General features: G+C 68.1%; 16 protein-coding genes. 8 read left to right on the top strand and 8 right to left on the bottom strand.

Annotation, left to right across the window (positions count from 1 at the left end):
• Positions 1-484: 484 nt before the first annotated feature.
• The 8 genes from HUN58_RS03165 to rpmH form a co-directional block, all read right to left on the bottom strand.
• On the bottom strand, positions 485-1,465 hold the full coding sequence (locus HUN58_RS03165; RefSeq protein ID WP_114851299.1) for a ParB/RepB/Spo0J family partition protein: 981 nt from the start codon (positions 1,463-1,465) through the stop codon (positions 485-487).
• The gene (locus HUN58_RS03160) at positions 1,465-2,358 is read right to left on the bottom strand and encodes a ParA family protein (protein ID WP_114851298.1); all 894 of its coding nucleotides are present in this window, start codon (positions 2,356-2,358) and stop codon (positions 1,465-1,467) included. The genes HUN58_RS03165 and HUN58_RS03160 overlap by 1 nt, the downstream gene beginning before the upstream one ends.
• 81 nt (positions 2,359-2,439) lie before the next feature.
• Positions 2,440-3,087, bottom strand: a complete 648-nt coding sequence (rsmG, locus tag HUN58_RS03155; RefSeq protein ID WP_180225908.1) for a 16S rRNA (guanine(527)-N(7))-methyltransferase RsmG — start codon at positions 3,085-3,087, stop codon at positions 2,440-2,442.
• Positions 3,084-3,608 (bottom strand): R3H domain-containing nucleic acid-binding protein, encoded by a 525-nt coding sequence (locus tag HUN58_RS03150; protein ID WP_231049759.1) that lies wholly within the window; start codon positions 3,606-3,608, stop codon positions 3,084-3,086. The genes rsmG and HUN58_RS03150 overlap by 4 nt, the downstream gene beginning before the upstream one ends.
• Positions 3,609-4,571 (bottom strand): membrane protein insertase YidC, encoded by a 963-nt coding sequence (yidC, locus tag HUN58_RS03145; protein ID WP_114851326.1) that lies wholly within the window; start codon positions 4,569-4,571, stop codon positions 3,609-3,611.
• An 8-nt stretch (positions 4,572-4,579) separates the two neighbouring features.
• Positions 4,580-4,960 carry a membrane protein insertion efficiency factor YidD gene (yidD, locus tag HUN58_RS03140; RefSeq protein WP_180225907.1) on the bottom strand — a complete coding sequence of 127 codons (381 nt, stop codon included), beginning with the start codon at positions 4,958-4,960 and terminating at the stop codon, positions 4,580-4,582.
• Positions 4,957-5,301, bottom strand: a complete 345-nt coding sequence (gene rnpA, locus HUN58_RS03135; protein ID WP_114851296.1) for a ribonuclease P protein component — start codon at positions 5,299-5,301, stop codon at positions 4,957-4,959. Before rnpA ends, yidD begins: the two co-directional genes overlap by 4 nt.
• A gap of 55 nt (positions 5,302-5,356) precedes the next feature.
• A complete protein-coding gene (gene rpmH, locus HUN58_RS03130; protein ID WP_019181680.1) occupies positions 5,357-5,494 on the bottom strand; it encodes a 50S ribosomal protein L34 in 138 nt (45 codons plus the stop codon).
• Positions 5,495-6,070: 576 nt separating this feature from the next.
• On the opposite strand from rpmH, the gene dnaA reads away from it, so the two are divergent.
• From dnaA to HUN58_RS03090, 8 genes are all read left to right on the top strand, one after another.
• Positions 6,071-7,531, top strand: coding sequence for a chromosomal replication initiator protein DnaA (gene dnaA / locus HUN58_RS03125; RefSeq protein ID WP_229666935.1), 1,461 nt, complete (start codon positions 6,071-6,073; stop codon positions 7,529-7,531).
• 626 nt (positions 7,532-8,157) lie between these two features.
• Positions 8,158-9,303 carry a DNA polymerase III subunit beta gene (gene dnaN, locus HUN58_RS03120; protein ID WP_058741034.1) on the top strand — a complete coding sequence of 382 codons (1,146 nt, stop codon included), beginning with the start codon at positions 8,158-8,160 and terminating at the stop codon, positions 9,301-9,303.
• Between the two features lie 69 nt (positions 9,304-9,372).
• A complete protein-coding gene (gene gnd, locus HUN58_RS03115) occupies positions 9,373-10,260 on the top strand; it encodes a phosphogluconate dehydrogenase (NAD(+)-dependent, decarboxylating) (protein WP_114851295.1) in 888 nt (295 codons plus the stop codon).
• Between the two features lie 33 nt (positions 10,261-10,293).
• Positions 10,294-11,520, top strand: a complete 1,227-nt coding sequence (gene recF, locus HUN58_RS03110) for a DNA replication/repair protein RecF (protein ID WP_180225906.1) — start codon at positions 10,294-10,296, stop codon at positions 11,518-11,520.
• Complete coding sequence (locus tag HUN58_RS03105) at positions 11,520-12,020, top strand: DUF721 domain-containing protein (RefSeq protein ID WP_058741037.1); 501 nt, start codon at positions 11,520-11,522, stop codon at positions 12,018-12,020. Before recF ends, HUN58_RS03105 begins: the two co-directional genes overlap by 1 nt.
• A 133-nt stretch (positions 12,021-12,153) precedes the next feature.
• Positions 12,154-14,163: a DNA topoisomerase (ATP-hydrolyzing) subunit B gene (gene gyrB, locus HUN58_RS03100; protein WP_180225905.1), complete on the top strand. Its 2,010-nt coding sequence runs from the start codon at positions 12,154-12,156 to the stop codon at positions 14,161-14,163.
• Positions 14,164-14,297: 134 nt separating this feature from the next.
• Positions 14,298-16,928, top strand: coding sequence for a DNA gyrase subunit A (gene gyrA / locus HUN58_RS03095; RefSeq protein WP_058741038.1), 2,631 nt, complete (start codon positions 14,298-14,300; stop codon positions 16,926-16,928).
• On the top strand, positions 16,921-17,328 hold the full coding sequence (locus HUN58_RS03090) for a DUF3566 domain-containing protein (RefSeq protein WP_058741039.1): 408 nt from the start codon (positions 16,921-16,923) through the stop codon (positions 17,326-17,328). The genes gyrA and HUN58_RS03090 overlap by 8 nt, the downstream gene beginning before the upstream one ends.
• The last annotated feature ends 38 nt before the right edge of the window (positions 17,329-17,366 follow it).

Below are 17,366 nucleotides of genomic sequence, written 5' to 3'. Positions count from 1 at the left end.
AGCGGCTGTTGGCTCACACAAATGAGGCTGCGCGCCTCTCCTCGGCGATCAGGACTCGCGATGTTCCACGTGGAACGTCCACCACAGAGCCAGCGGCTGTTGGCTCACACACATGAGGCTGCGCGCCTCTTCTCGGCGAAGGCGGGCCGGGGGCCCTGGCTCCGACGTCTGCGTTTGCCAACGGTCGAGGTTCTCCCACCGCGAGGCAGTCGACCTACAGCACCGGGGCCTCGACCGGTACCAACTTTCGCTCGCTGCAGCCGGTTCGCTCCCGGTTCGCACCCCCGATGCACGTGCAGCAGCAGCGATTCCACTCGAAGACCATGTTCCACGTGGAACACGCGTCGCCGCCGAGCGCGCCTCATGGCGGATACAAGCCTGCCGGCCTCCTGCGCGCCATCGAGCGTCGCGCTGCTCTGGAGATACCCGCACGGCCAGAACGGTCGCCAGCGGCCCGTCAGAGGCTCGGGGGACAGCCAGAAGGTCAGCCTGCGATGTCCTGGACCCCGAGCTCGCCCAGGATCCGGTTCAGGTCGTCTCCGTTGGCGAAGTCGATGGTCACCGAGCTCTTCCGCGCACCGACGGCGATCTTGACCCGCGTGTTCAAGCGATCGCCGAGCCGCTCCGCGAGATCGTTGAAGTGCGCCTGCCGCTTCGAGGGCTCCGGCTTGACCTTCGCCGGCGCCTTCGTCGCAAGCTGCTGGGCGATCGCCTCGGCAGCACGCACGGACAGGTCCTCGTTCACGATCTTCTCGGCGAGGTACTCCATCGCCTCGGCGTCCGGCGCTGCGAGGATCGCCCGCGCGTGTCCCGCCGAGAGCACTCCTGCGGCAACGCGGCGCTGCACCGGAGAGGGCAGACGCAGCAACCGGATCGTGTTCGTGATCTGCGGACGCGACCGCCCGATGCGCTGCGCGAGCTGCTCCTGCGTGATCCCGAAGTCTGCGAGCAGCTGCTGGTACGCCGAGGCCTCCTCGAGCGGGTTGAGCTGGGCGCGGTGCAGGTTCTCCAGCAACGCGTCGCGGAGCATCGCGTCATCGGGGGTGTCCTTGACGATCGCGGGGATCGTCGAGAGCCCGAGCTCCTTCGTGGCACGCAGTCGGCGCTCGCCCATGATGAGCTCGTACTGCGGGTCCGTGCCCGTTGCACCGGGGATGGGACGCACCACGATGGGCTGCAGGACGCCGATCTCCCGGATCGAGTGCACGAGCTCCTGGAGCTCCTCTTCGCGGAACTCCTTGCGCGGCTGCTGCGCGTTCGGCACGACATCGAGCGGGTTGAGGTTCGCCAGCCGCGCGCCGGGCACGGCCACCAGATCCTCGGCGGTCTGCCCGGACGGCGACGGAGCCGACGCCGGCGATCCGCCGGTCGGGAAGAACACGTCGACGGGACGGTCCTGCTGCTCATTGGCCGTGGGGATCAGGGCGCCGATCCCGCGGCCGAGGCCGGTTCGCTTGGGTGCCATCAGTCCTGCGCTCCTCGTGCTGCGATCTCGGCGGCTGCCTCCAGGTAGGAGAGCGACCCGGATGAGTTGACGTCGTACGAGACGACGCTCTGCCCGTAGCTCGGCGCCTCGCTCACCCGCACAGAACGGGGGATCATCGCCTGCAGGACCTGGTCCCCGAAGTGCTCGCGAACATCGGCGGCCACCTGGTTGGACAGGTTCGTCCGGCCGTCGTACATCGTGAGCAGGATCGTCGAGACGCGCAGGTTCGGGTTGAGGTGCCGCTCGATCAGCTCGATGTTCCGCAGGAGCTGGCTCAACCCCTCGAGGGCGTAGTACTCGGTCTGGATCGGGATGAGCACTTCCTGCGCTGCCACGAAGGCGTTGATCGTCAGGAGCCCCAGCGACGGCGGGCAGTCGATGAAGACGTAGTGGTACGGCTCGTCCAGCGACGACAAGTACTGGTCCAGCGCGGTGCGGAGCCGCTGCTCACGCGCGACGAGGGAGACGAGCTCGATCTCGGCGCCGGCGAGGTGGATCGTCGCCGGTACACACCACAGCGTCTCCGACTCGGGGGAGCGCTGCACGGTGTCCGCGATCGGCGCCTCGTCGACGATGACGTCGTAGATGCTCGCGACCTCGGCCTGGTGATCCACGCCGAGCGCGGTCGAGGCATTGCCCTGCGGGTCCAGGTCGATCACCAGGACGCGAGCTCCACCGTGCGCCAGAGCCGCCGCCAGGTTGACCGTCGTCGTCGTCTTGCCGACGCCGCCCTTCTGGTTCGACACCGTGAAGATCCGGGTCTTTGCCGGCAGCGGGAACTGCTGCGTCGCGATCGCACGACGGCGCCGGTTGAGATCAGCGATTTCCCGCGCAAGGGGAGTCGACGCGTCGTAGTCGGTCGATGAACTCAACGAAGACCTCTTCCCCGGTGCAGTGTTTCACGTGGAACGTCGAGCCCGCGAAATCCGGTACCACCGGTCCGAGCGACAGCGTCAGTCAACTGTAGCCCGGAAGACGCGCGTGGTCTCCTCGACCACACCGACTCCGAGCTCGAGGACCTCGACGTTCTCCAGACGCTTCCGGAGGATCACCTTCCGCGCCTTCTCGATCTCCTCGTCGACTCGCGCACCCTTCATCAGGATGAGCTGACCGCCGGAGCGGACGAGCGGGACGGTGATCGGGATGAGCTTCGACAGCGCGCTGACGGCACGAGCGGTGACCTGATCGACGACGATGTCATCAGCCACGTCCTCAGCTCGGCCTCGGACGACCGTGACGTTGTCGAGTCCAAGCCGCGCGGCCTCACTCGTCAACCAATCACACCGGCGCTCCATGGGCTCGATGAGCGTGAACGAGACGTCCGGCCGAGCGATCGCGAGGACCAGGCCGGGGAGTCCGGCACCTGAGCCGACGTCGGCGACCCGGCCCCGATCCTCCAGGAGGGGTGCCAGCAGCGCAGAATTGAGGATGTGTCGCGTCCAGAGCCGAGGCAGCTCGAGCGGGCCGATGAGGCCGAGCTCCTCGCCACGACGGGCGAGCTCTCTCGTGAACGACCGGGCCAGCTCGAGCCGCTCACCGAACAGCGTTGCCGCAGCAGCGGGCTCCTGCTCGAGCTCCGGCGCCTCGGTGGCGTCCGTCATCGGGTGACGACCGTGTGGCGGTCCCGGCCCTCACCCTCGGACTCCGAGTGGAAGCCCTTCTCGGCGACCAGGTCGTGCACCAGCTTGCGCTCGTAGGACGACATCGGGGGGAGCGCGGCGGTCGGAGCGCCGGCCTCGATCCGCTCGACGGCGGTGTCGACCAGGCGCTGGAGTTCGGTCGCCCGTGCGTCCCGCGAACCCCCGACGTCCAGGATGAGGCGGCTGAACTCGCCCGTCTCGGCCTGCACGGCGATGCGCGTGAGTTCCTGCAGCGCCGACACCGTGTCCGGCTTGGAGAGGACGCGCAGGGCCCCACCCTCATCGCTCACCGACAGGTACACGCGCCCGGCACGCTCCTCGATCTCGATGTCGCCGTCGAGGTCGCAGATGTCGAGGAGTTCCTCGATGTAGTCCGCGGCGATGTCCGCCTCGTCACGGGCGTCGTCGTCGACGCCGTCCTGCTCGACGGAGGTGTCGTCGGCAGTGTCCTGCTCGACGGGGGCGATGTCCTGCTCGGTCACTTACTTCTTCCCGTTCTTCTTGGAGCGGTTCTTGCCGACCGGCTGCTGACGCTGGGTGGTCACACGGACCGGCTCGACCTCGATGGCCGACGCGCCCGCACCGGCCTCGGCGAGGACCGGGGTGCCACGGCGCTGCGCCTTCTTCGCCAGGCGGGCCTCACGCGCGAGCGCGGCCTCGGAGCCCGGCGTGGGCATGCTGCGGATGACGAAGTACTGCTGCGCCATCGTCCAGATGTTCGAGGCGAGCCAGTAGAACATGACGCCGAGGGGGAAGCTCAGTCCCGAGATCACGAAGATGAGCGGGAGGATGTACAGCATCATCTTCTGCTGGCGGTACATCGGCGACGCCTTGGTCTCCGGCGACATGTTCTTGGCGACGAGCTGCAGCTGCGTGATGAACTGCGAGACCGTCATCACGACGATCATGAAGCCCGCGATGACCCGGACCTCCCACCCGGAGGCGTTCGTGAAGGTCTCGTGCAGAGGAGCGCCGAACAGGGCGGCGTTGCCGAAGTCCTGCGCCAGGGTGTTCGTGAGCAGGCCGATGCCCGTCTTGTTGATCTGCGCCTCGTGCAGCACCGAGTACAGCGAGAAGAAGATCGGCATCTGGATGAGCAGCGGCAGGCAGGAGCTCAGCGGGTTCGTCCCGGTCTCCTTGTAGAGCGCCATGGTCTCGCGGCTCATGGCCTCGCGCGAGAACTGGTCCTTCTTGCCCTTGTACTTGTCCTGGATCTTCTTGAGCTGCGGCGCGACCTCGAGCATGCGGCGCTGCGACTTGATCTGCCGCACGAAGATCGGGATCAGCGCGGCACGGACCACGAAGGTCAGGAAGATGATCGACAGCACCCACGTGAGGCCCGCGGACGGGTCCATCCCGAGGTTCTCGAAGATCCAGTGGAAGGCCACGAGGATCGCCGACACCACCCACTTGAGGGGCCAGAGGATCGTTCCGATGAAGTCCATGAGGACGGTCACGCCTTTCGAGTGCGCTGGGGGAGCAGGTCCGGGAGCACGCCGGCTCGGGGGGACTGCGACTGCTGCGGGGTCGGCGCGAGCACGAACCCGAACCGGTTGACGAGGTAAGGACGACGGCGCTCGCGCACGTCGTCGATGCCGCCGGCAGCCCAGGGGTTGCAGCGGGCGATCCGCCAGGCGCCCATCGCAGAACCGCGGACGACGCCGTACTGCTGGATGGCCTCGAGCGCGTAGCGCGAGCACGACGGGTGGTAGCGGCAGACGTTCCCGTACAGCGGGGAGATCACCGCGCGGTAGACACGGAGCACGACGACGCACGCGTTGCGCGGGAGCAACGCGACGGCCCAGGCCAAGCGGGTCCACAGGGTGCGGTTCATGCTGCCTTCTCGAGTCCGCGCGCGAACGAGCGCGAAACGTCTCCGAGCAGGGTAGGCCATGCCGCCTGCGCTGCGGCTGGCAAGGCCCTGATCACCACGTCGCAGTCCGTCGGGGTCCCGGCGAGCAGGTCGTGCGCGATCGCCTTGAGCCGTCGGCGCACCGTGTTGCGCGTGACCGCGTTGCCCACGGTCTTCGCCACGATGAAGCCGAAGCGGGTCGGGGCTCCGTCGGACCGTCGGACAACGGATACGACGACGTGCGCCGTGGCGCTCCTGCGACCACGACGCACGACGGTCCGGTAGTCGTCACCCCGCACGATGCGGTTGGCGCGTGCCAACACGATCGCTACCGGGTTCCCGACCGGGACCGGACCAGCTCGACCAGGCGGAGCCTGATCAGGCGCTGAGCTCGGTGCGGCCCTTGGAACGGCGCGCGGCGAGGATGGCGCGGCCGGCACGGGTGCGCATGCGGGCGCGGAAGCCGTGCTTCTTGGCGCGGCGGCGGTTGTTCGGCTGGAAGGTGCGCTTGCTCATGATGATCTCCACACGGCTGCGCTCGAGGACTGGCTCAGCGCGAGCCGACACGTATGTCTGGACAGCCGCTCGACAGGATCGAACAGCACGATGGGCGCGACCGAATGGCCGCAGTCAACTGGTTAACGGTACGTGACAGCGGCGAGCAGGTCAAACGGTCCCGGGGAGCCCGTCGGACGGGGCGCGCGCACGATCATCATCCACATTGGGGAAAACGTGCGTTCGGTGCCATTCACTCGGACCCTTTACAGTGGTGTGATCGATCGGCCCGTTCCGCGGAGCGACGGGGGAGTCACCTCTCCGCCCGCCACCGGACCGACGTGGACAGGACTGTGGACAACCCTGTGGATCACCGCCGCGGGGCGACAGTGGTCCGGGCCCGACGGTGCCGCTCGGACACGACCGCCCGAGCACGCCGGCAGGCGACGGGGCCAGCAGCGTCAGACGACCGAGCGAGGCCAGACGACCGGGCGCAGCCAGCCGCGGCGGCCGCGGCACAGCGACCACCTGACCACCTGACCACCGAAGACCCGACCACACCACGACAGCGAAGCAGGAGACGAGCGCGACATGACGATGCCGGCCGATCCCGTCGAGGACCTCTGGTCCTCCGTCCTGGGCCTCCTGTCGGAGGACGACCGCATCACGCCGCAGCTGCACGGCTTCCTCAACCTGGTCGAACCGAAGGGCGTCCTCGCCGGCACCCTCTACCTCGAGGTCCCGAACGACCTGACCCGCGGGATGCTCGAACAGCGCATCCGGATCCCGATCACCGAGGCCGTCTCGCGCGTCGGTGACGACTCGGTTGCGAACTTCGCCATCACGGTCAACCCGGACATGGCGTCGGAGCCCCGGGTGGACACCGTCGTGCCGAGCCACGTCCCGGAGTACGCCGAGCCCGTGCAGCAACCGGTCGAGCAGAGCGCCGCGCCCCGCCAGTACATCGAGGCGCCGTTCGTCCCGAGCCAGATCGACGCCCCGGGAACCAGCGGTCGCCCGGAGTCGCGGCTCAACCCGAAGTACAACTTCGACAACTTCGTCATCGGCTCCTCGAACCGCTTCGCGCACGCCGCAGCGGTCGCGGTCGCCGAGGCCCCCGCGAAGGCGTACAACCCGCTCTTCATCTACGGCGACTCCGGCCTCGGCAAGACGCACCTGCTGCACGCGATCGGCCACTACGCCGAGAGCCTCTACCCCGGGATCCGGGTGCGGTACGTGTCGAGCGAGGAGTTCACGAACGACTTCATCAACTCGATCGCGAACAACCGCTCGAACCAGTTCCAGCAGCGGTACCGCGACATCGACATCCTGCTGATCGACGACATCCAGTTCCTGCAGGGCAAGGACTCCACGCAGGAGGCCTTCTTCCACACGTTCAACACGCTGCACGACCACAACAAGCAGGTCGTCATCACGTCGGACGTCGCGCCGAAGCACCTGACCGGGTTCGAGGACCGGATGCGCTCGCGCTTCGAGTGGGGCCTCATCACCGACGTGCAGGCCCCGGACCTGGAGACGCGCATCGCGATCCTCCGGAAGAAGGCGCAGTCCGACCACCTGCAGGTGCCGGACGACATCCTCGAGTTCATGGCCTCGAAGGTGTCGAGCAACATCCGGGAGCTCGAGGGGACGCTCATCCGCGTCACGGCCTTCGCGAGCCTCAACCGGACGGCCGTCGACATGGCCCTGGTGCAGACGGTCCTGAAGGACCTCATCACGCTCGACGACGACAACGTGATCGCGCCGACGGACATCATCAACCACACCGCGGAGTACTTCAAGCTCTCCGTGGACGACCTCTACGGGTCCTCCCGCTCGCAGGCGATCGCGACGGCTCGGCAGATCGCGATGTACCTCTGCCGCGAGATGACGAGCCTGTCGCTGCCGAAGATCGGCCAGCTGTTCGGCAACCGCGACCACACGACCGTGATGTACGCGAACAAGAAGATCACCGAGCTCATGAAGGAGCGTCGGTCGATCTACAACCAGGTCACCGAACTGACCAGCCGCATCAAGCAGGACCGCCGCTACCGCTGACGCAGATCACCGAGACAGCACCACCGACGCCTGCGAAGGAGCGTCGGTCGATCTCCAACCAGGTCACCGAACTGACCAGCCGCATCAAGCAGGACCGCCGCTACCGCTGATCCGCACCGGCATCCGTGCCGTCGACGCGAGCCTCCGGGCTCGCGTCCGTCGTCGCGCCAGCCTCCGTGATCGCAGGAAGGGCGGCCTGGAGGCACGGATCACCATCCCGGATCAGCCCGCCCGAGCGATGATCCACCATCTGAGACGGTTCCATGCGCCGAGATTCACACAGTGTGGAAAGCCTGTGGATAACTGTGGAGGACACGCGGTCGCGTTGTTCACAGATCTGACCCCGCCTGTGGAGACTGGGGATGGAAGCGGATAGATGAGATTTGTTCATCCAGACGCCGCCAACACGCGACTCACAACTCACACGTGTGTAGTTCCCTGTGGAGAAGCGGGATGCACAGAGTTATCCACACTGTGCACAGGCGTTAACACCATTGATCCTGGTTAACGATCTGGTTGGAGGGGCCAACCTTGTGGACGGCGGGATGACAAGAAATCCGGCGCTCCTCCCGCTGTGCCACAATGGGGCGGCCGGACAGTCCAACCGATCGACAGGGGTCCCAGCTGTGAAGTTCGAGGTCAACCGGGACGTCTTCTCCGAAGCCGTCTCCTTCGCGGTGAAGCTCCTCCCACAGCGCACGACCCTCCCGATCCTGTCCGGTGTCCTCATCCACGCCGAAGGCGACCGTCTCACGCTGTCGTCCTTCGACTACGAGGTCTCGGCGCAGACGTCCATCACGGCGCAGATCGACGACCCGGGCACGGTCCTGGTCTCCGGCCGCCTGCTCAACGACATCGCGAGCCGACTGCCGAACGCCCCGGTGACCTTCACGACCGAGGACACCAAGATCTCGGTCACCTGCGGTTCGGCGCACTTCACGCTGCTGTCCATGCCGGTCGAGGAGTACCCGACGCTCCCGGAGATCGGCGAGCAGACCGGCGTGATCCCCGGCGACGCGTTCTCCGAGGCCGTCTCCCAGGTCGCCGTCGCCGCGAGCCGTGACGACGTCACCCCGGTCATCACCGGCGTGCAGCTCGAGGTCGGGGACAACGACCTCTCGCTCACGGCGACCGACCGGTACCGCGTCGCGATCCGCACGATCGCGTGGGACTCCGGCCGCGTCGGCTCCGAGCCGCTGCACGCCCTCGTCCCGGCCCGCACCCTGCAGGAAGTCGGCCGCACCTTCGGGTCGGCGTCCACCGTCTCGGTCTCGATCTCGGGCAGCTCGGACCGCGAGCTCATCGCGTTCCACGCCGACGACAAGACCGTCACCTCCCTGCTCATCAAGGGCAACTACCCGCCGGTCCGCCGGCTCTTCCCCGACACGGTCCAGGACCACGCGGTGATCAACACCGCGGAACTGGTCGAGGCCGTCCGACGGGTCTCCCTCGTCCTGGAGCGCGAAGCGGCGCTCCGGTTCTCCTTCTCGGTCGACGGGCTCACGCTCGAGGCGATCGGTTCCGAACAAGCGCAGGCGTCAGAGTCGATCAGTGCGTTGCTGACCGGTGAGGAAACGGTGGTCTCGCTGAAGCCCGCCTTCCTCCTGGACGGGTTGAACGCGGTGCACTCCGAGTTCGTCCGCATCTCCTTCACCAAGACGGAGAACCCCAACAAGCCGGGTCCGGTGCTCATCACCGGGCAGACCTCGCAAGAGGCCCCGGCCACGGACGGATACCGGTACCTGCTGCAGCCCAATCTCCTGCTGCGGTGAGCGCAACAGCCGTACCACTGCGCTGACGTGCTCGACGCACCAGCGCGACGACGAATAGAAGAGGAAATCATGCACATCGGTCTTGTCGGCCTCGGTCGCATGGGCAACAACATGCGTGCCCGTCTCCGCAACGCAGGCATCGAGGTCACCGGGTACGACGCGAACCCCGCCGTCTCCGACGTCGCCGACCTCGGCGCACTCGCCGCCGCACTGCCCGAGGGCAAGAAGCTCGTGTGGGTCATGGTCCCGCACGGCAAGATCACCGACGACGTCATCACGGACCTTGCCGAGGTCCTCAGCCCCGGTGACCTGGTCATCGACGGCGGCAACTCGAAGTGGCTCGACGACGAGGTGCACGCGAAGCAGCTCGACGCCAAGGGCATCCGCTACATGGACGCCGGTGTCTCCGGTGGCGTCTGGGGCAAGGACAACGGCTACGGCCTCATGGTGGGCGGCGCGGCCGAGGACGTCGAGTTCGCCATGCCGGTCTTCGACGCGCTCCGCCCCGAGGGCCCGCGCGAAGAGGGCTTCTCGCACGCCGGCGGTGTCGGCGCCGGGCACTACGCCAAGATGGTCCACAACGGCATCGAGTACGCGATCATGCAGGCCTACGGCGAGGGCTACGAGCTCCTCGAGGCCAAGGACATCGTCCACGACGTCCCCGCGGTCTTCGCCGGGTGGCAGCGCGGTACGGTCGTCCGTTCCTGGCTGCTCGACCTGCTCGTGCTCGCCATCAACGAGGACCCGAAGCTCGACGAGCTCGAGGGCTACGTCGACGACTCCGGCGAGGGCCGTTGGACCCTCGAAGAGGCGATCGAGCTCGCGGTGCCGATGCCCGCGCTCTCGGCGGCCATGTTCGCCCGCTTCGTCTCGCGTCAGGGCAGCCAGTCCCCGACGATGAAGGCCGTCGCGGCGCTCCGCAACCAGTTCGGCGGCCACGCCGTCAAGAAGGCGTAGTTCAGGTAACCACCTGAGCTCGTCTCGGCCCGCGTGCACGTCGACCACCTGCAACTCACCGACTTCCGGAACTACCGGGAGGCGGAGGTCGACCTCGTACGCGGGCCGAACCTGTTCGTCGGACGGAACGGCCAGGGCAAGACGAACCTGGTCGAGGCGATCGGGTACCTGTCCACCCTCGGGTCGCACCGGGTCCCGACCGACGCCGCCCTCGTCCGGCAGGGCTGCGATGCCGCGATCGTCCGCGCGCGCCTCGCCCACGAGGACCGCAGCATCCTCGCCGAGGTGCAGATCAACCGCACCGGCTCGAACCGGGCGCAGGTGAACCGCGCCGCGATCAAGCCCCGCGAGCTCCCGCGCTACTGCACGAGCGTGCTGTTCGCCCCCGAGGACCTCGCCCTCGTCCGCGGCGAACCCTCTGGTCGGCGCCGGATGCTCGACGAGCTCCTCGGCCAGATCGCCCCGCGCATGCAGGGCGTGCTCGCCGACTACGACCGGACGCTCCGCCAGCGCAACACCCTGCTGAAGTCCGCGCGGGCCACCGGGTCACGGTCCGGGTCGCTCGCGACGCTCGACGTCTGGGACGAACGCCTCGTCGCGTTCGGCGCCGAGATCATCGCCGCACGCGACCACCTGACCCGGCGACTCGCCCCCTTCGTCACCGAGGCCTACGCGACCGTCGCCGGTGAACGCCACGAGGCGAGCATCGCCGGCGTCCTGAGCGTGCGCGGCGGCGACCCCGAGGACGCGGCGGCGACCGATCCCGTGCTCGGCACCCCGGACGAGCCGGTCTCGGTCACCGCGGCGGCCGATGCCTTCCGGGCCGCCCTCGAGCGGCGTCGACGGGACGAACTCGACCGCGGACTCACCCTCGTCGGGCCGCACCGCGACGACGTCCTGTTCCAGCTGAACGGGTTACCTGCGCGTGGTTACGCCTCACACGGGGAATCGTGGTCCTTCGCACTGGCCGTCCAGCTCGCCAGTGCCGCCGTGCTCCGGGCGGAGTCCTCGCTGGGGGACCCGATCATCATCCTGGACGACGTGTTCGCCGAACTCGACGAGTCCCGCAGGGAGCGCCTGGCCGGCGCGGTCGCCGACTACGAGCAGGTGCTCATCACCGCGGCCGTGTTCGGCGACGTGCCGGAGCAGCTCGCGGCACACACCGTCCGGATCGAGGCGGGCACCATCGTGACCGACGGGGCGGACGCGAGCCGTGCCTCCAGTCCGACCGCCCCGAGCACGACGGTCGACGGCGTCTGATGCCGAAGCCCGTCAAGCCCACCGAGCCCGCCCGGGTCTACCGCCACCTGCGCGCGGTCTACGGCGACCCGTCGCTCCGCACCGTCGACGCCCGCCGCCGGCGGGCACGCGAACTCGACGCCGACACCGTCCCGTACGGCAAGGGGCGCGAGCCCCGCGGCCTGGGCGACGTCGTCGGCTCGCTGGCCGCCGAGCTCGGCTGGACCGAACCCCTCGCCCGCTCCGAGCTCTTCGTGGACTGGCCCGCCGTGGTCGGCGACGAGCTCGCGAAGCACTCCCGGCCCATGACCATCGACGACGGCGCACTCGTCATCCGCTGCGACTCGACGGCGTGGGCGACGCAGCTCCGGCTGATGCGGTCGACCATCACGACGACCATCGCCGAGCGGCACCCGGAGGCGGGCGTGCAGTCCATCCGGGTTTCCGGGCCGGACGTCCCCACGTGGAAACGCGGTCCCAGGACCGTTCAGGGGCGCGGCCCCCGCGACACCTACGGCTAGCCAGACGAAATCGTCCTCAGGGACGAAAAAAGCCCGTCTGGAGGCCGGATACGCCCTCGAGGAGGGGGTCCCTGCGGTAGACTGGGGAGTGCAGTGTGCGGGTGTTCCGCGCGCAGGCAGGAGCACCTACGACATGGCAGCAGAATCTGACGACGACCGGACGATCCCGCAGGGCGAGACCGAACAGGCTCCGCAGTCGGAACCATCGTACGGCGCAGATCAGATCCAGGTGCTCGAGGGGCTCGAAGCCGTCCGCAAGCGCCCCGGCATGTACATCGGTTCGACGGGCCCGCGCGGTCTGCACCACCTCGTGCAGGAGATCGTCGACAACTCCGTCGACGAGGCCCTCGCGGGCTACTGCGACACGATCGACGTCACCATCCGCGAGGACGGTGGCGTCCGCGTCGTCGACAACGGCCGCGGCATCCCGGTCGACGTGCACGCGGCCGAGGGCGTCTCGACGCTCCAGGTCGTGCTGACCGTCCTGCACGCCGGCGGCAAGTTCGGCGGCGGCGGGTACGCGGTCTCCGGTGGTCTGCACGGCGTCGGCTCCTCGGTCGTGAACGCGCTCAGCTCCGAGCTCGACGTCGAGGTCCGGCGACAGGGTCACGTGTGGCGCCAGAGCTACACCGACGGCGTGCCCGTGGCCCCGGTGTCGCAGGACGAAGCCACGGACGAGACCGGCACCACGATCACCTTCTGGCCGAACGCCGACATCTTCGAGACCGTCGAGTTCGACTACGGAACGCTCCGCACGCGCTTCCAGCAGATGGCCTTCCTCAACAAGGGCCTGCGGATCAGCCTGCGCGACGAGCGCACCCCGGACGAAGGCGAGGAGTCGCGCAAGGACTCCTTCCGGTACGAGCGCGGCCTGCCGGACTACGTCGAGTACCTGAACTCGCAGAAGAAGGCCGACCTGGTCCACCCGGACGTCATCGCCATCGAGGCCGAGGACACCGACCGCAAGATCGCGCTCGAGCTCGCGATGCAGTGGAACACCTCGTACCAGGAGAGCGTCCACACCTTCGCGAACACGATCAACACGCACGAGGGTGGTACCCACGAAGAGGGCTTCCGCGCCGCGCTGACCTCGCTGGTGAACCGCTACGCGCGCGAGGCCAAGATCATCAAGGAGAAGGACGACAACCTCACGGGTGACGACATCCGCGAAGGCCTGACGGCCGTCATCTCCGTGAAGCTCGGCGAGCCGCAGTTCGAGGGCCAGACGAAGACGAAGCTCGGCAACACCGAGGCGAAGTCCTTCGTCCAGCGGGTCGTCGGCACCGAGCTCGCCGACTGGTTCGACCGCAACCCCACGCAGGCGCGCGACGTCATCCGCAAGGCGATCCAGGCCTCGCAGGCGCGCATCGCCGCCCGCAAGGCGCGTGAGACCACCCGCCGCAAGGGGCTGCTCGAGTCGGGCGGCATGCCCGGCAAGCTCAAGGACTGCCAGTCGAAGGACCCGACGGTCTCCGAGATCTTCATGGTCGAGGGCGACTCGGCCGGCGGCTCGGCGGTCCAGGGGCGCAACCCCATGACCCAGGCGATCCTCCCGCTGCGCGGGAAGATCCTGAACGTCGAGAAGGCCCGGCTCGACCGCGCGCTCGCGAACCAGGAGATCCAGTCGATGATCACGGCGTTCGGCGCCGGCATCGGTGAGGACTTCGACCCGGACAAGGCCCGGTACCACAAGATCGTGCTGATGGCCGATGCCGACGTCGACGGCCAGCACATCACGACGCTGCTGCTCACGCTGCTGTTCCGCTACATGCGGCCGCTCATCGAGCGCGGCTACGTGTACCTCGCGCAGCCGCCGCTGTACCGCCTGAAGTGGTCGAACTCGGCGCACGAGTACGTGTTCAGCGACCGGGAGCGCGACGCGCTGATGACCGCCGGCCTGGCCGCCGGCAAGCGCATCCCCAAGGACAACGGGATCCAGCGTTACAAGGGTCTGGGCGAGATGGACTACAAGGAGCTGTGGGACACCACGATGAACCCGGACACCCGGACGCTCCTGCAGGTCACGCTCGAGGACGCGGCGGCGGTGGACAGCGTCTTCGCGACGCTCATGGGCGAGGACGTCGAGTCGCGTCGCCAGTTCATCCAGCAGAACGCCAAGGACGTCCGGTTCTTGGACATCTGAACAGGCTCGACATCTGATCCCGGCCTGGAGGCGCGGTGCCAGCCGCGTCGACCAGTCCCGACCACCTGTGGTCGCGCCCGGCGCGACCGACGGAACCCCTGCCTCCAGGCAGTGCAGAAAGGTGACCAGGCCACATGGCTGACGACAACGAGACGAACGACGAGCAGCCCGAGATCGTGCACGGCGACTCCGGCGACATCGTCGTCTCCGGTGACCGCATCTCGCAGGTCGACCTGCAGCTCGAGATGCAGCGGTCGTACCTCGACTACGCGATGTCCGTCATCGTCGGACGCGCCCTGCCCGAGGTCCGCGACGGCCTGAAGCCGGTGCACCGTCGCGTGATCTACGCGATGTTCGACGGCGGCTACCGCCCGGACCGCGCGTTCTCGAAGTGCTCGCGCGTCGTCGGCGACGTGATGGGGCAGTTCCACCCGCATGGTGACAGCGCCATCTACGACGCCCTCGTGCGCCTGGTGCAGCCGTGGTCGCTCCGGTACCCGCTCGCGCTCGGCCAGGGCAACTTCGGCTCGCCGGGCAACGACGGCGCCGCCGCCCCGCGGTACACCGAGACCAAGATGGCGCCGCTCGCCATGGAGATGGTCCGGGACATCGACGAGGACACCGTCGACTTCCAGGACAACTACGACGGCCGCACCCAGGAGCCGTCGATCCTGCCGGCGCGCTTCCCGAACCTGCTCGTCAACGGGTCGGTCGGCATCGCGGTCGGCATGGCGACGAACATCCCGCCGCACAACCTGCGCGAGGTGGCCGCCGGCGCCCAGTGGGCACTCGAGCACCCGGACGCCACCCGCGAGGAACTCCTCGGGGCGCTCATGCAGCGGATCAAGGGTCCGGACTTCCCGACCGGCGCCCAGATCCTCGGCACCAAGGGCATCCAGGACGCCTACCGGACCGGTCGTGGCTCGATCACGATGCGCGCGGTCGTCAACGTCGAGGAGATCCAGGGCCGCACGTGCCTGGTCGTCACCGAGCTGCCGTACCAGGTGAACCCGGACAACCTCGCGATCAAGATCGCCGAGGGCGTGAAGGACGGCAAGCTCGCCGGCATCGCGGACATCCGCGACGAGACCTCCGGCCGCACCGGCCAGCGCCTGGTGATCGTGCTGAAGCGCGACGCCGTGGCGAAGGTCGTGCTGAACAACCTGTACAAGCACACGCAGCTGCAGGAGAACTTCGGCGCGAACATGCTCGCGATCGTCGACGGGGTCCCCCGCACCCTGGCGCTCGACGGGTTCATCTCGGCGTGGGTCGACCACCAGATCGACGTCATCGTGCGTCGGACCCAGTACCGCCTGCGCGAGGCCGAGAAGCGTGCGCACATCCTGCGGGGCTACCTCGCCGCGCTCGACGCCCTCGACGAGGTCATCGCGCTCATCCGCCGCTCGCCCGACGTCGAGGAAGCCCGCACCGGGCTGATGGACCTGCTCAGCGTCGACGAGATCCAGGCGCGCGCGATCCTCGAGCTGCAGCTCCGTCGCCTGGCCGCCCTCGAGCGCCAGAAGATCCACGACGAGGCCGACGAGCTCGAGCGGAGGATCGCCGACTTCCAGGACATCCTGGCGTCGGAGACCCGCCAGCGCACGATCATCGGCGAGGAACTGGCCGAGATCGTCGACCGCTTCGGTGACGACCGCCGCAGCGAGATCCTGCTCGGGTACGACGGCGACATGTCCATCGAGGACCTCATCCCCGAAGAGGAGATGGTCGTCACCATCACCCGCGGCGGCTACGTCAAGCGCACGCGGAGCGACAACTACCGCTCGCAGCACCGCGGCGGCCGCGGCGTGAAGGGCGCCCAGCTCCGCGCGGACGACATCGTCGAGCACTTCTTCGTCACGACGACGCACCACTGGTTGCTGTTCCTGACCGACCAGGGTCGCGTCTACCGGGCGAAGGCGTACGAACTGCAAGAGGGCGGCCGCGACGCCAAGGGCCAGCACGTCGCCAACCTGCTCGCGATGCAGCCCGACGAGCAGATCCAGCAGGTGCTCGACATCCGCGACTACGAGGCCGCGCAGTACCTCGTGCTCGCCACGTCGCAGGGCCTCGTGAAGAAGACCGCGCTGACCGAGTACGACACGAACCGCACCGGCGGCATCATCGCGATCAACCTGCGTGAGGGCGACAAGCTCGTCCAGGCGCTGCTCGTCGACGAGACCGACGACCTGCTCCTCGTGTCGAAGCACGGCATGTCGCTGCGCTTCACCGCGACGAACGACACCCTCCGCCCGATGGGGCGGTCGACCTCCGGTGTGAAGGGGATGTCCTTCCGCGACGACGACGCGCTGCTCGCGGCTCGGGTCGTCTCGGACGACGGCTACGTCTGGGTGATGACCGAGGGCGGCTACGCCAAGCGCACCGGTGTCGACCAGTACCGGGTCCAGGGCCGCGGCGGTCTCGGCATCAAGGTCGCCAAGTTGGCGGCCGACCGGGGCGACCTCGTGGGCGCTCTCATCGTCGGTGAGGACGACGAGGTGCTCGTCGTGCTGCAATCGGGCAAGGTGGTAAGGTCTGCCGTGTCCGAGGTGCCCGCCAAGGGTCGCGACACGATGGGTGTGGTCTTCGCGAGGTTCGCGGAGAACGACCGGATCATCGCGGTGGCCCGGAACAGTGAGCGGAACCTGGACGACCAGGACGACGCCGAGATCGAGCCCGCGGGCCCGGTGGAGACGGTCAGCCCTGACGAAGCGGCCCCCGAACCGACCGAGACCGTGGCCGGAGAGGACCAGTCAACCAATGAGTAGTGTCGCCGAGAAGCTCCAGAAGAAGGCGAAGCGGCCCGTCGGCACCCGTCAGGTGCGGCTGCGGCTCGTGTACCTCGACTTCTGGTCGATGGTGAAGCTGTCCTTCCTCATCGCCCTGGCCGGGTCCATCGTGATCGTCGTGGCCACGGCGCTGGTGTGGGTCATCCTGAACCAGACGGGCGTGTTCACCCAGGTGGACTCCCTGCTGAAGGACGTCACCGGGCAGAACAACTACTCGATCATGGACCAGTTCTCGCTGGGCCAGGTGCTCGGGTTCTCCGTCGTGGTGGGCATCCTCAACGTGGTCGTCGGCACCGTGCTCGGCGCGATCGTGAGCGTCCTCTACAACCTCAGTGTGCGGATCACCGGCGGCCTGCTCGTCGGCTTCACGAACAACTGACACACCCGGCCGGATGGCATCCGCCGCTCGATTTCGCA

The organism is Curtobacterium sp. Csp1, assembly GCF_013347185.1.
This window is presented reverse-complemented; position numbering and strand designations above follow the sequence as displayed.

Coding starts and splice junctions, on each gene's coding strand:
- HUN58_RS03165 (WP_114851299.1), bottom strand. CDS start 1,465: ATGGCACCCAAGCGAACCGGCCTCGGCCGCGGGATCGGCGCCCTGATC.
- rsmG (WP_180225908.1), bottom strand. CDS start 3,087: ATGACGGACGCCACCGAGGCGCCGGAGCTCGAGCAGGAGCCCGCTGCT.
- yidC (WP_114851326.1), bottom strand. CDS start 4,571: ATGGACTTCATCGGAACGATCCTCTGGCCCCTCAAGTGGGTGGTGTCG.
- yidD (WP_180225907.1), bottom strand. CDS start 4,960: ATGAACCGCACCCTGTGGACCCGCTTGGCCTGGGCCGTCGCGTTGCTC.
- rpmH (WP_019181680.1), bottom strand. CDS start 5,494: ATGAGCAAGCGCACCTTCCAGCCGAACAACCGCCGCCGCGCCAAGAAG.
- dnaA (WP_229666935.1), top strand. CDS start 6,071: ATGCCGGCCGATCCCGTCGAGGACCTCTGGTCCTCCGTCCTGGGCCTC.
- gnd (WP_114851295.1), top strand. CDS start 9,373: ATGCACATCGGTCTTGTCGGCCTCGGTCGCATGGGCAACAACATGCGT.
- HUN58_RS03105 (WP_058741037.1), top strand. CDS start 11,520: ATGCCGAAGCCCGTCAAGCCCACCGAGCCCGCCCGGGTCTACCGCCAC.
- gyrB (WP_180225905.1), top strand. CDS start 12,154: ATGGCAGCAGAATCTGACGACGACCGGACGATCCCGCAGGGCGAGACC.
- gyrA (WP_058741038.1), top strand. CDS start 14,298: ATGGCTGACGACAACGAGACGAACGACGAGCAGCCCGAGATCGTGCAC.
- HUN58_RS03090 (WP_058741039.1), top strand. CDS start 16,921: ATGAGTAGTGTCGCCGAGAAGCTCCAGAAGAAGGCGAAGCGGCCCGTC.